Origin of the sequence: Thermococcus peptonophilus, assembly GCF_001592435.1 — an archaeon.
GTDB classification, from domain to species: Archaea; Methanobacteriota_B; Thermococci; order Thermococcales; family Thermococcaceae; genus Thermococcus; species Thermococcus peptonophilus.
This window is the reverse complement of record NZ_CP014750.1, coordinates 518,089-531,635: the sequence shown is the minus strand read 5'-3', so window position 1 is coordinate 531,635 and position 13,547 is coordinate 518,089. Positions and strand designations below refer to the sequence as shown.

Annotated in this window: 11 protein-coding genes, 3 tRNA genes and 1 other RNA gene; 3 read left to right on the top strand and 12 right to left on the bottom strand. The window is 52.2% G+C overall.

Translation table 11 applies throughout. The features are described from left to right. Positions 1–124: 124 nt before the first annotated feature. The 6 genes from A0127_RS02775 to pyrH form a co-directional block, all read right to left on the bottom strand. Positions 125–1,444, bottom strand: coding sequence for an NAD(P)/FAD-dependent oxidoreductase (locus A0127_RS02775; protein WP_062387683.1), 1,320 nt, complete (start codon positions 1,442–1,444; stop codon positions 125–127). 136 nt (positions 1,445–1,580) lie between these two features. Further along, the gene (locus A0127_RS02770; protein WP_062387680.1) at positions 1,581–2,750 is read right to left on the bottom strand and encodes an MFS transporter; all 1,170 of its coding nucleotides are present in this window, start codon (positions 2,748–2,750) and stop codon (positions 1,581–1,583) included. Continuing rightward, positions 2,714–4,003 (bottom strand): radical SAM/SPASM domain-containing protein, encoded by a 1,290-nt coding sequence (locus A0127_RS02765; protein ID WP_062387677.1) that lies wholly within the window; start codon positions 4,001–4,003, stop codon positions 2,714–2,716. The genes A0127_RS02770 and A0127_RS02765 overlap by 37 nt, the downstream gene beginning before the upstream one ends. Before the next feature lie 275 nt (positions 4,004–4,278). Continuing rightward, positions 4,279–4,719, bottom strand: coding sequence for a putative toxin-antitoxin system toxin component, PIN family (locus A0127_RS02760; protein WP_062387674.1), 441 nt, complete (start codon positions 4,717–4,719; stop codon positions 4,279–4,281). Then, the gene (locus A0127_RS02755; RefSeq protein WP_062387672.1) at positions 4,695–4,964 is read right to left on the bottom strand and encodes a ribbon-helix-helix domain-containing protein; all 270 of its coding nucleotides are present in this window, start codon (positions 4,962–4,964) and stop codon (positions 4,695–4,697) included. The genes A0127_RS02760 and A0127_RS02755 overlap by 25 nt, the downstream gene beginning before the upstream one ends. Positions 4,965–5,012: 48 nt before the next feature. After that, positions 5,013–5,690, bottom strand: coding sequence for a UMP kinase (gene pyrH, locus A0127_RS02750; RefSeq protein WP_062387669.1), 678 nt, complete (start codon positions 5,688–5,690; stop codon positions 5,013–5,015). A gap of 122 nt (positions 5,691–5,812) precedes the next feature. Between pyrH and ffs the strand changes: the two genes are divergently transcribed. Continuing rightward, an RNA gene (ffs, locus tag A0127_RS02745) (signal recognition particle sRNA) lies at positions 5,813–6,126 on the top strand. A gap of 282 nt (positions 6,127–6,408) precedes the next feature. Here ffs and A0127_RS02740 read toward each other — a convergent pair. Continuing rightward, positions 6,409–6,496 (bottom strand) — tRNA-Leu (locus tag A0127_RS02740). Between the two features lie 110 nt (positions 6,497–6,606). Between A0127_RS02740 and A0127_RS02735 the strand changes: the two genes are divergently transcribed. Then, a tRNA-Lys gene (locus A0127_RS02735) sits at positions 6,607–6,684 on the top strand. A gap of 72 nt (positions 6,685–6,756) precedes the next feature. Then, positions 6,757–7,977 carry a DEAD/DEAH box helicase gene (locus tag A0127_RS02730; RefSeq protein ID WP_062387666.1) on the top strand — a complete coding sequence of 407 codons (1,221 nt, stop codon included), beginning with the start codon at positions 6,757–6,759 and terminating at the stop codon, positions 7,975–7,977. Positions 7,978–8,106: 129 nt separating this feature from the next. Here A0127_RS02730 and A0127_RS02725 read toward each other — a convergent pair. The 5 genes from A0127_RS02725 to A0127_RS02705 all read right to left on the bottom strand — a co-directional run bounded on the left by A0127_RS02725 (position 8,107) and on the right by A0127_RS02705 (position 13,517). Beyond that, positions 8,107–8,193, bottom strand: a tRNA-Ser gene (locus A0127_RS02725). A 16-nt stretch (positions 8,194–8,209) separates the two neighbouring features. After that, positions 8,210–8,518 carry a 30S ribosomal protein S10 gene (gene rpsJ / locus A0127_RS02720; RefSeq protein ID WP_011249262.1) on the bottom strand — a complete coding sequence of 103 codons (309 nt, stop codon included), beginning with the start codon at positions 8,516–8,518 and terminating at the stop codon, positions 8,210–8,212. Positions 8,519–8,576: 58 nt separating this feature from the next. After that, positions 8,577–9,863: a translation elongation factor EF-1 subunit alpha gene (gene tuf, locus A0127_RS02715; protein WP_062387663.1), complete on the bottom strand. Its 1,287-nt coding sequence runs from the start codon at positions 9,861–9,863 to the stop codon at positions 8,577–8,579. Between the two features lie 234 nt (positions 9,864–10,097). Further along, complete coding sequence (locus A0127_RS02710) at positions 10,098–12,296, bottom strand: elongation factor EF-2 (protein WP_062387660.1); 2,199 nt, start codon at positions 12,294–12,296, stop codon at positions 10,098–10,100. A gap of 147 nt (positions 12,297–12,443) precedes the next feature. Beyond that, a complete protein-coding gene (locus A0127_RS02705; RefSeq protein WP_062387657.1) occupies positions 12,444–13,517 on the bottom strand; it encodes an HD domain-containing protein in 1,074 nt (357 codons plus the stop codon). Positions 13,518–13,547: the final 30 nt, after the last annotated feature.

Below are 13,547 nucleotides of genomic sequence, written 5' to 3'. Positions count from 1 at the left end.
TTTAGCTGGTTATAGGGGGTTATTTAAAATTTCGTGGATTCTGATGTGCAAAGATCCAATGTATGTCTATGTTGACTCATCGAAATGAGAGTAGAATTGATGGAGAAATATAGAGATAATAGGCTCAGCGGAGCTTTCTCTGGGCCATCTCGGCCGCGACCGTTATCGGATCTATGGTCGGGCTTATCGGTGGGGCGTAGGCCGTTTCTAGGTAGGCAACGTCCTCAACCGTTGCTCCCTTCTGGGCCAGAGCTGAGAGCGTCATTATCCTTCCCCATACGCGCTCGCCGCCGACTATCTGGCCGCCGATGAGCTTTCTATCTGACTTTCTGAAGATGAGCTTTACGGTTATGGGCTTGCCTCCAGGATAGTACTCAGGCTTGGTCGAGCCTTTGAACTTTCCGACCGCTACTTCGATGCCCTCTTTCTTTGCCCTCTCCTCGGTGATTCCGAAGGTGCCGATTTCAAGGCCAAACAGCTCGGTTATGGCGGTGTTGAAAACTGGTCTGAAGGAAACGTCCTTACCCGCTATGTGCTCCGCAGCCACCTTGGCCATTCTAACGGCGGAAGTTCCGAGCTGACTGAGAGTTCTTTTTCCAGTTACGGCGTCTATAACTTCAGCACAGTCACCTATTGCGTAGATGTCCGGGTCACTCGTCTGGAGGTGCTCATTGACAACTATGCCCCTGTCCACTTCAAGCCCGGCCTGTTTGGCGAGGTCAGTGTTGGCTCTCACCCCGGTTGCAACCAAGACGAGGTCTGCCGGAACTTCTTCGTCACCGATCTTAACCGCCTCGACGGGGCTTCCGATGATCTCACTCACGCCGACGCCGAAGCGGAAGAAAACGCCGTGCCTCTCCATCTCCGCCTGGACGAGCTTTGCAGTATCTTTGTCAAGCATGGTGGGCATTAAACGATCCATCAGCTCAACAACCAGAACTTCCATTCCAAGTTTTGCAAAGGCCTCGGCGCCCTCAAGACCAATGAGACCAGCGCCGATAACTACGGCTTTCTTTGGCTTCCTTTCGGCGATGTATGCCTTTATCCTCCTGACGTCGTCGAGGCTCTTGAGTGTGAAGACCCCCTCGTTCTCGACTCCCTTAATCGGCGGAATGAATGCCTTTGAACCAACGGCCAAAACAAGCTTGTCGTACGGGACTTCGCCCTTATCCGTGATTACAACCTTCCTTTCTCTGTCTATCGCCTTTGCTTCCGTGTTCAGCATGAGGTTTATCTTCTGCTTCTCGTAGAACTCGTTGGGAAAGACTATAACGTCCTCAGGCTTCTCGATAGTGCCGCTTATGACGTGCGGCAGGGCGCAGGGGGAGTACTGCATCGTTGGCTCTTTCCCTATAACGGTTATCTCGGCCTTCTTGTCGAGCTTGCGCATGAAGAGGGCGAAGTTGCTTCCGGCTGTTCCAGAACCGATGACGACGATCTTCATGGAGACTCACCAGGAGAAGAAGGGGGAAGGGGTATAAAAGGGTTGGGTCAGCGCATCCACTTCCTCGCTATGACTGCCACTATGAGTGCCATGAAAACCGCACCAGTTAGATTTGGGGGATACTTGGGACTCTCGGCTAGGATTGCGCGTATCTCGTTTTCCAAATTTCAAATACAACCATGCCGATGACCAGGAGAATTGAGCATATTGCCCATTTAAGGGCAATATCTCCCAGTGCAAGAAACAACGGCAGAGTTATCATTCCAACCCCTGAGTTTATAAGCGAGATCATTGAAATAGCGGAAGCTCGTATTTCAGAGGGGATCACGGAGTTTCGTATGTGGGCTATGAAGACGTAGTATGCACCTATTAAAATCTCGAAGATTAGCAGGGAGCCTAGTATGAAAACCGCCGTGAGCTTGCTGTGGCATAATCTAAGGAGAAGGGCTATGGTCAGTGTAATAGCTGCTCCACTAAGCAGGAATGTTCTTATTCCGTTTATTTCGCTTGAGACTCTTCTCGCAAGATAACTGCCCGTTGCCATGGCCATCATTAGCGTGAAATACACAATTCCAAGAAGGCTTTCGTACAGACCGGCGTCTCTCAGGGTTAGGGGCCATATCACGAAGAACACTGAGAGCATAGAAGATACTAATAGAATTACCAACACCAGGATGGAAAACCTGGCATCCTTGAACATCTGAAGGCTCTTTCCCAGAATAATCCTGCTCTCAGAATGTCCTCGGTTGTCCTTAAGGGCGAGTAGAACCACCGGAGAAAGAGCACCTAGAATACCGGATACCAGAAGTGGCCATTTCAAACCAAGGTATTTAACCATCACTCCTGCCAATATTGATGCTATAACCCCACCAACGTTTTTCAGCGTTCCCATGCTGGAAAAAAGCTCCTTCAAGTTGGCTTTATCGAAGGCATCAACTGCCCACGCCTCTAAGGAACCGGAGATGAAAGCCATCCCCGCACCCCCTAGTAGGGCAGATGCCACCACAAGGTAACCCCTGGGAGTCCCAAAAATTACCAGGACGAGCATGCTCATTCCAAGCAAAAGCGAACCCAGCATCGCAGATTTAAGCCTTCCGACCTTGTCGGCCAGCACCCCGGAAGGATACTCCAGCAGAAGATTGGAGGCCCTGTTCAGTGAGTACGCCAGACCAATCCAGGGCAGGGCGACGTAAGTGCTGAGATACAGTATGAAATACGGCCCAGGTAAGTACATCGAGACGGAGAGTAGAAAATAAAAAGTGAGAAAGATCAGCCGCCCATTTGAATTTTTTCTATATGTGGGCATAGAGGATCCTCCTTAAAGATCGTGCCGTAAAACGCATATGAGTTGTAGGCGCATCCGCCTTTGCAAATGTTGAAGAATTTGCATTTTGAACAGCTTGTGTTTTTTAGAGCATCAATTCTCTTGCTCCTGAAGTTATTCAGTACCTCCGAATTCAACCAGATATCGTAGAACTCCTGCTTTAAGAGGTTCCCAGCTATGAACTCCTTATGGCCTAGGAACAGCGAACATGGGTATACATTTCCTGAATTATCCACATGGAGAATTGTTCTTCCTGCAGCACAGACTCCTGCCAAATTTAGTTCCTTTAGAGTGCTAAAAGAGTCTGGATGTTTTTCCCAGGTAAATGTATATCCAAAGTCATCTAACATTACTTTGAACGTATCTGTGGAGTACCTCTCAACAAGATGCTCCAGTTGGAGTTGTATCTTTTGGACCTCATGTTTGTTAATACCATATGTTTCAAAGACCTTTGAGGCCCTTCCTGCAGGGGTAAACACCATGAAATGTATTCCATCAGCTCCAAGATCTTTACTGAACTTTATGATCTCCCCCAGCCTGTCCCTGTTGTGCCTGTGGATAACGGTTCCTATTATAAATGGAATTTCAGTCTTGTTGATCCTGTTGATAAAGTCTACAGTTCGCTCCCATGCACCAGGTGTTCCTCTGAATTCATCATGGCTCTCACTGTCTACATCATCGAGGCTTATGAAAAGGCCTCCGACCTCCTTAACCTTGGACAGAAGATCAATAACGTCCTCACGGAATATTGTTCCATTGGTAAGCACCGTGAAGTTGAGTTTTGTTGAGAGGTAAATGTATCTGATTATCCTGTCCAGTTCGGGGTGAAGGAAAGGTTCCCCTCCAGTAATGGCTAGGTGTGTAACTCCTACCGAATCTAACTTCGACAGTATTCTCACAAGGTCCATAAAGCCAGCATGTTTCCCGCTGTGTAAGGCACTTGCATAACAGTGTTTGCATGATAAATTGCAAATGTTGGTTACATCTACTGATACATCGTAGGGGGCTGAAAGGCTAAAAACTGGGGTTTTTGATGGGGTTATTACTCTAATGTTCACTGTGTCCTTTGGGCTGGGCGAGATTTCGAAGATTTCATTTATCAACTCTGACGGCTCTTCAAGAAATCCTGAAATAACTTCCTCCGCGGGGGATACTATCCTAACCTGAGCACCTTCTCTCAAGTGGACATAAGCTCCAAATGGCTCCTCCCTAATAGTCACGTTATACGTTACCATATCAACATGCCTCCCCGTGTTTGATATTCCAAAAAATCAAAAATAAAAGAAAGATAACAGTCCGTTCAGAGCCCGACAGAGTCATGGCTGTTCCAGTGGTAACACCCGGCATTTGTCAGTTTCTTTATCTTCAGCTTCCGCTTCATTTGGGTCACCTCCGTATGTTTATGTTGTGTACATTAGTTAATATTTAACATTGGAATTTAAATATTTTGTAAACCAAAAGTTGATAACAAGGAGTTAGAGTAGTATAAAGATACGAATTAATTTAAAATCTAAGATCTTCTGAATTTTGTTGGTGAGAGAACATAAAACTCGTGCCCCTTCAATGAAAACTTTCTCTCCCCATCCCTCAGCTTCAGCACGTGCTGCTTATCGAGGCTTATCAGAACGTCAGCCTTTGCAGAATAGGTCACATCAAAGAACTTGTTGTCGTCCGGATCAGGTGAGACCTCAAAGTGCTCGGCCGGTTCAACGAGAACGGACGATGCCCGGAATATTCTGTAAATCCAGAGGGCGTAAACCCTGCTTCCAATGTACTTTAGAACCTTCTCGCTCGTCAGCTTGAACCGTAGCTCCTCAAGTATGGCCTCGGAGGTGTACGAAGCGACTTCCTTTCTTACTACTAAGCCCATAACCTTCCAGGAGCTCCCGAAGGGATTTATAGCAGCGGTTATTACCACGTGCGTGTCTAGGACGACCTTGAGCGCTTCCATTCCTCGTCCACTTCCTCAAGGGGCTTTTCGATTTCTTCCTCGCTCGGAATTTTCCTGCCCTTGGCTAGAAGTTTGTACTTCTCCCAGAGCTCTTCGGGAGACTCGTAGTGGAGAAAGAAAAACCTAACGGCCTCTTTGATGAACTCGCTCCTGCTTAAGAACTCCCCATTCTCAACGAGCTCATCTATCTCCCGCATCAGGGCAGGGGGAAGCGGATAGAAACCTTTTCGGTGGCGGACATGCAAAATATATAAGCGTTTCGAGGACAAAAGCGCAAAGAAATAACAGAAACCTCAAGGCTCGACTACAGTCCCGCTGTGCTTCCCCTTCACGACGTCAAAGAGGTGATAAGCGTCCTTTTTGCCGACGATGTAGGTCTTTATCTTCCCCCTCTGGATGAACTTTGCTGCTAGAGCATCAACGACGCCGCTTCCTCCTGCCTTGCTCTCCTCCTGCATCGCTATCTCAACGAGTTGGTCAACGGTAATTCTGTCGAGCTTCTTCGCGTTGGGGTTCTTCTTCGGGTCGGAATCATAAACCCCGTCAACGTTGGTTACGACGACGAGAAGGTCTGCCTGCAGGTATTCAGCGAGAAGAGCAGCTACCGCGTCGGTCGTGTGGCCGGGGTGGGTTCCACCCATTATGGGTATCTTCTTGAGCTGGATGACCTCCCAGGCCTTACGGAAGTCCTGGACGACGAATGGGTATGCCTTTTCGCCGAGGGCAGCGATGAGAAGCATTGCGTTTGCCCTCGTGATATGGATTCCTATGTAGTCCTTGAAGGTCTCGTTAGGCGTGAATGTCTTAGCCGCGTGGATGTACTTCCTGGCGACCTTTCCGCCGCCGACAACAACCGCTACCTCGTGATCCTCGCTTATCTTGACGAGCTCGTATGCTATCGCCTTGATAAAGTCGATGTCCGGATCTTCGGGAACGAGAACAGAGCCGCCTATATCGAAGACTATCCTCATGATGACCCTCCTTCTGCTAATCGGAGGGCCTTTATAACCTTTTCTTAACTGGAAAATGGCAAACTTCAGGGCTTTTGTATCTACCAAACCTTTATATATCCAGCTCTGCTAACTATTCCCGGCGGCGGGCTAGGCCGGGGGGTTCGGCGTCCCCTGTAACCCGAAACCGTCGATATGCGGGGGCCGAAGCTCGGGGGGCGGTTCCCAAAACCGCGCCCGGAAGCCGGGGTACAACGATGAACCCTCGTCCCGGGGGGCCGGCGGTGGGCGAGGTCCGGCTGGAGGGCCGGGCTAACGCCCTTTGCCCGCCGAACCCCGTCAGGCCCGGAAGGGAGCAGCGGTAGGCGGGACGTTCGGCGCTCCCGGGGTAGCGGGGGTGAGCGAGCCCCGGTGGAAGGGCGCGGCGAAGGGTTCCCACCCCCGGGCGCGCCCGCCGCCACTAGACTTTGAAGTTCCACTGATGAAACAAGGGTCTCCTTCCTCTCGAACTTTGCTTTTGATGAGTGTATGCTCGCCCGGATGACAACTTCGTGCGGGTTTGTTCTCAAAATCTCTCGTTAATTGTGATTTTGACTTTATTTTTTAGCGCTCTTCGAGCGCTATGCGGTGAGGAAATCCTGTACATTTTAGCAACTCGATAAGTAAACCCACTCAAAAACTAGCTCATTAAAAAAGCATACTAGCTTTCCGCCAGCGCTTTCGTGAGAAAAGGCTGTTGTGGTGCGGGGGCGGGGATTTGAACCCCGGAACCCCTACGGGACGGGACCCTCAATCCCGCGCCTTTGACCAGGCTCGGCAACCCCCGCGTTGCCAAATATAGGGCAGTGCAGTGCTTTATAAACTTTACGGTACGTCCTCAAGCTCCAATTAACCGAAAAATTTATAAAGGCAACCCATCTCTATGGTTTCGGGTCGTGGGCCGGTAGCTTAGCCTGGTTAGAGCGGCGGACTCTTAATCCGCAGGTCGGGGGTTCAAATCCCCCCCGGCCCGCCAAAGCGCGTTTCTCCTCAGCGCGTTCTGAGCAGGAGCGCGTTGGAATTACTAGACCTTAAGGAGTTAAGGAAAATGAGTTTTAGGGAACTTGGATTATCCAGTGCTTCAGTTGAAGCAGTTGAAAGAAAGGGTTTTTCAACCCCGACCGACATTCAGAGGGAGGTAATACCCCTTCTGCTCTCTGCCGAGAGCGACATCGTGGGCCAGTCAAAAACAGGAAGCGGGAAAACAGCCGCTTTTGGACTTCCGATTCTGGATTCAATAGATGAACCCATAAAGGACGTTCAGGCACTGATTCTAACCCCCACAAGGGAGCTTGCCATACAGGTCACTGACGAACTCAGGTCGCTTAGGGGCAAAAGGAGAATTTACGTTTACTCCGTTTATGGCGGACAGCCGATCGGACCTCAAATAAGGGCACTCGAAAGGGGTGTCCACATCGTCGTTGGCACCCCGGGCAGGGTTCTCGACCATATACGGCGCGGCACGCTGAACCTCGATGGAGTCAGGTTCTTCGTCCTTGATGAAGCTGACAGGATGCTTGACATGGGCTTCCAGGAGGACATTGAGGCCATTTTCAGGGCAACACCCAGTGACAGGAGAGTTCTGATGTTCTCAGCCACAATGCCCATGGACGTTCTTCTGCTGGCAAAGAAGTACATGAAAAATCCAGAGGTAGTTATTGTCAGCAGGGACGAGCTTGTCCCAGGAGAAGTAGAGCAGGAGTACATCGAAGCTGTTCCCCACAGAAGGTTCGACCTTCTTACCAAGATACTCTCAGATGAGTCTGATGAGTTTTACGGCATAGTGTTCTGCCAGACCAAAGCCGAGACGAGGGAGCTCTCCAGTAGACTCAGGATGGCTGGATTCAGGGCGGAGGCCCTCAACGGCGATATGAGTCAGCCAGCCAGAGAAAAGACGTTCAATCGCTTTAAGGACAGAAAAACTAAGATACTCGTGGCGACCGATGTGGCAGCGAGGGGGCTTGACGTTCCAGAGATAACCCACGTTATCAACTACTCAATTCCAATGAACCCCGAACAGTACATCCACCGGATTGGTAGAACTGGAAGGATGGGCAAAAAGGGAAAAGCCATAACTTTCATCGCTCCCGGAGAGTTGAAGCGCTTTAGGTACATAACAAAGCAGGCCGGTGTTGAGGTCAGGAAGTCCGAGTTCAGCGAGGGCATTCCCAGAGAATATCGCGAGAGGCTGAGTCAGGAAGAGCTCGAAGGAGAGTACCGCGGCAGGTGGGGGTCAATGAAGCCCCGCCAGAGAAGGAGGCGGTATTGAGGATTTTTCCTTTTCCCATCTTGCTGATTTTCTGATTGCTCTTATATTGGGTGCGAATTCTGAGAATTCTTTAAAGCCGCTGTTTTGTACAGCCTCAAAACAAGCAATTAAGAAGAAGGGTTAGGGAGCTGGCGCCGGGGCAGGGATTTGAACCCTGGCGGGCTAACGCCCACGGACTCTCCAGGCCCGCGCCTTCCCAGGCTAGGCTACCCCGGCGCATAAATGAGAGGAATCAAGAGATGAGCTCAATCTCGATGGTAACGTCCTCAGGAACGCGGATGCGCATGATCTGGCGCATGGCCCTCTCGTCGGCCTCGATGTCGACGAGCCTCTTGTGAACGCGGAGCTCGAACCTGTCAAAGGTGGCGGAACCCTCTCCATCTGGGCTCTTCCTGGTGGTGATCCTGATCCTCTTGGTCGGAAGCGGTATCGGGCCGCTCATCCTTACGCCGGTCCTTTCGGCTATCTGCTTGATCTGGTCGGTGACCTCGTTGAGGGCCTTAATGTTGGTGCTCGCAAGCTTAATCCTCGCCTTCTGCATTTCCGTCCCTCCTAAAAGTTCAGGAAGATATCAAAGGAAGGAAAGATTGAGAAGGCCTTCACTCGGCCTTCTGGATGGATATGACCATACCGGCAGCGACGGTCTGGCCCATGTCACGGATGGCAAACCTACCGAGCTGCGGGATCTCCTTGACCGGCTCGATGACCATGGCCTTGGTTGGCCTGAGGATGACGATGGCTGAGTCACCGGTCTTGATGAACTGCGGGTTCTCCTCGACGACGTTACCAGTTCTCGGGTCGAGCTTGGCGAGGAGCTGCTCGAACCTGACGGCGACCTGGGTGGTGTGGGCGTGAAGGACCGGGGTGTAGCCGACGGTGATAGCGGTCGGGTGGTTGAGGACAATGATCTGGGCCTTGAAGGTGTCCTTCGGCCTGACGACGGTCGGTGGGTTGTTGGTGTGTCCGGCAACGTCACCGCGCTTTATGTCGTTCTTACCAACACCACGGACGTTGAAACCGATGTTGTCACCTGGGTAGGCTTCCTGGAGCGGCTCGTGGTGCATCTCGATGCTCTTGACCTCACCCTGAATCGGCTTGTGGAAGATCGTTGAAGCCGGCTCGAAGATGACAACGTCACCGACGCGGAGGACACCGGTCTCAACACGGCCGACCGGGACGGTACCGACACCCTTGATTGAGTAGACGTCCTGGATCGGGATGCGGAGCGGCTTGTCGGTCGGCTTCGGCGGCTCGGGGATCTGGTCGAGGGCCTCGATGAGGGTCGGGCCGTTGTACCAGGGCATCTTGTCGCTCTTCTTAACGACGTTGTCTCCCTCCCAGGCGCTGATCGGGATGACCGGGAAGTCCTTATAGCCGAGCATCTTGAGGAGCTTCTCGACCTGGGCCTTAACCTTCTCGAAGGCCTTCTGGTCGTAGTTGACCATGTCCATCTTGTTGATGGCGACTATGATGTGGTTGATACCAAGGGTCCTGGCAAGGAAGGCGTGCTCCTTGGTCTGTGGCATGACACCGTCGGTGGCGGCAACGACGAGGACAGCGGCGTCGGCCTGGCTGGCACCGGTGATCATGTTCTTAACGAAGTCCCTGTGGCCCGGAGCGTCGATGATTGTGATGTACCTGTGTGGGGTCTCGAACTTGGTGTGGGCGACGTCGATGGTAATACCGCGCTCTCTCTCCTCCTTGAGCCTGTCCATGACCCAAGCGAACTTGAAGGACTTACCCTTCTCACCCATCTCCTCGAACTTCTTGATGATGTTCTCCGGGATGTTCGCTGTGTCGAAGAGCAACCTACCGATGGTAGTGCTCTTTCCGTGGTCGACGTGGCCTATAAACACGATGTTAACGTGTGGCTTCTCCTTAGCCATTTTCAAACACCTCCATATTTTGGTCTAGTCTCGTTGACTAGGATGGCTTTTTAAATCTTTCGAACCTCGGCCCCCTCGGGCGGGAAACCCGCCGTTTTCGGGAGGGCCTCATGAGTTCTGGGTTTAACTCAAGAATGGGGTTTAAAAAGTTAACTAATGGCGGATTTAGACTTGCACGTGGTAAAACAGAGACCTTGAGAAAAGGTCAAAGATGGAATGAGAAGAAAGCCCGCATCACTGCTGCGGACAGACGTCCTGCTCCTTCGGCGGGTTCGGGTCGAGACCCTTCCTCTGCCTAATCTGCCTGATGATGTTGGTTGCAAGCTCGCTTGGAACGCGCTTGAAGCCGGCGTGCTCCGTTGTCCAGAGGGCCTTACCGCTGGTGGCTCCACGGATCGCTCCGGCGAATCCGAACATCTCCGCAACTGGAGCCTCTGCGATAATGATCATGACCTCGCCTTCCTGCCTCATGTCAATGAGCTGACCGCGCCTCTGGTTGATTTCCCTGCTGACGGCACCCATGTACTCGTAGGGCACGTTGATTATGACCTTCTGGTACGGCTCGTAGAGGACCGGGTTGGCCTTCATCATAGCGCAGTGGATTGCAGTCCTGATGGCCGGGTAGATCTGGGCTGGACCGCGGTGGACGTTGTCCTCGTGGATCTTGGCGTCGTGGAGCCTGACGATGACCTTCATGACGGGCTCCTTGGCGAGCGGTCCCTCATCCATAGCCTGGTGGAAACCGTCGACGAGGAGGTCCATGACCTCGTTGAGGTACTGGATACCCTTGGTGTTGTCGAGGAACATGTTGCCGTTGTAGATGTCCACAATACCCTTCGCGATTTCGTAGTCCATGCCAAGCTCGGCGAGCTTCTTGGCGACGGCCTTCGGGTCCTTCGGCCTGCCCTCCGGAATCTCACCCTCCTTGATCGCCTGGTAAATCTCATCTGGCATCGGCTCGACGGTGATGTAGAACCTGTTGTGCTTGTTGGGTGACTTGCCCTCGACGATCGGGCTCTGCTTGGTGACGCTCTCGCGGTAGACGACGATCGGCGGTGAAACGTCAACGTCGAGCTTCCATTCGGTCTTGAGCCTGTGGAGCTTGACCTCAAGGTGGAGCTCACCCATACCGCTGAGGAGGTGCTGGCCGGTCTCTTCGTCGATCTTGACGTGGAGCGTCGGGTCCTCCTTGGCTAGCTGCCTGAGGGCCTCAACGAGCTTCGGAAGGTCCTTAACGTTCTTGGCCTCGATGGCAACGGTAACGACCGGCTCGCTCGTGTAGTGGAGGGCCTCAAAGGGCTCGATCTGCTGGACTGACACGGTCTCACCGGCCATGGCATCGCGGAGGCCGGTAACGGCTACGATGTTTCCAGCCGGGACGGCCTCCATGTTGATCCTCTCGGGACCCATGTAGATACCGACCTGCTGGATTCTAGCTTTTCTCTTGCTGTTGATGAGGTAGACCTCCTGACCGGTCTTGACGGTACCGCTCCAGACACGTCCGGTAGCGACCTCACCGGCGTGCTTGTCGAGGATGATCTTGGTGACGACCATGGTCATCGGTCCCTTCGGATCGCACTTGAGCATTGCCTGGCCGACGTCGCTCTCGATGTCGCCCCTCCAGAGGTGCGGAATCCTGTACTTCTGGGCCTCGAGCGGGTTCGGAAGGTGCTTAACGACCATATCCAGGACGACGACGTGGAGCGGGGCCTTCTTCCTGAGGGTCTTGAGGTCACCGGCGTTGGTGAGGTCTATGATGTCCTTGAATGAGACACCGGTCTTCTTCATGTACGGAACGCTGAGGGCCCAGTTGTAGTAAGCGCTACCGAAGGCGACGCTACCGTCCTCGACCTTGACGAGCCACTTATCCTTGAACTCAGGCGGAGCGTACCTCCTGATGAGCCTGTTCACGTCGGTGATGACCTTGACGAAGCGCTCCTGCATCTGCTGGGGGGTGAGCTTGAGCTCCTTGATGAGCCTGTCAACCTTGTTGATGAAGAGAACCGGCTTGACATACTCCCTGAGGGCCTGCCTGAGAACGGTCTCGGTCTGAGGCATAACACCCTCAACGGCATCGACAACTATAATCGCACCGTCAATGGCACGCATGGCCCTGGTAACGTCACCACCGAAGTCAACGTGACCCGGGGTGTCAATGAGGTTGATGAGGTAGTCCTGGCCCTCGTAGTTGTGAACCATCGAAACGTTGGCCGCGTTGATGGTAATACCCCTTGCCTGTTCCTGCTCGTCGAAATCCAGAACGAGCTGCTTTCCAGCGAGCTCCTCGCTGATCATTCCAGCACCGGCGAGCAGGTTGTCGCTCAGTGTCGTTTTACCGTGGTCAATATGAGCGGCGATACCCATGTTCCTGATTCTCTCAGGCTGGGTCATCAACTCCTTAATCTTCGCAATCATCTCTTCCCTTCTTCCCATAATACACCACCTATTCCCTTGAATGAGCTTGTCGGCTTAACTTAAAAGGCCCAGTTATAAAGCTTTTCCCAGTTGAGAATTTGGATTGGTTGAGTGATTTTGGATTACTTAAGGGTTTTGGATTGGCCGCTGAGAGGATCTAGGTCTTTAGAAAAATCGGCTTAGGAATTGCCTAACTTTCTCCCTTATACCCTCCCTAGCATAAACGCACCATCTCCAGTACACGTCCTTCATCTCCACAAGCGACCTGACCAGGGGCGAAACCTCACTGAGCCTCTTCGTCTTGCTTCCAATTTTGACGAAGGCGTTCCTTTCCTCGTACTTTGGTTTTGGCGGGTAGTCCAGGAGTGCGGAATGTCCAAACTCTTCTTGAAGCTCTCTTTTCAGGGTTGAAATTGTCTTTTCATCAAGCTCTTTGTTCGAGCAGTAAACCCTCTTGTAGAGCTTCCTGTCGTCTATGGCCCTTATGAGCTCCCTAACTTCCACTTTTTCACTGTTCCTGAGCCTTGAGACGAGGTCTATCTCATCCATGAGGCGTATCTCTTCTAGAGCTATTTCCTCGAGCTCAACGGCCTTTCTCAGCATTGCTTCCGCTATCTTCGCCGTGTGGTGGAAGTAAACGGTGGGGTACATCATGGCCCTCGAAAGCAGGAGGTTTTGGGCTGCCATTATTCCTTTTTCCTCAACCACGAGCATTTTTCCATCGAACTTCAGGTTCCTCACAAGCCGTTCGAGGTCAACGACGCCATAGGCTGCCCCGGTGTAGTAAGCGTCCCTAACGAGGTAATCCATCCTGTCCGCGTCTATGTCGCCGCTGACGAGGGGATGTTTTAGGAGCTTCTTAAACTCCTGGATGGAGTAGTTCTCCCGGATTATGTCTCCAACGCTCCCATTTTCTATAACCCAGAGCGCGTTTTCCTCGTGCCTTGGGTAGAGACCCTCGAGGGTGTGCGAGAACGGGTAGTGCCCTATGTCGTGGAGAAGCGCTGCGTATAAGGCTCCCTCCTCTATTTCAGGGTTGTAGGTGCGAATCTTCTTTGCGAGGTGGAACGTCCCAAGTGAATGCTCAAAACGGGTGTGCCTTGCGGAGGGGTACGCTAAAAAAGCGAAGCCGAGCTGGGTTATTCTCCGCAACCTCTGGAACTCGGGAGTGTCAACCAGCCTTCTGGCGAACTCATCGAGCTCGATGTAGCCGTGAACAGGGTCGTGAACAAGCTTCATCGCTTGACCCCCTGGAAAATAATGGAAGAG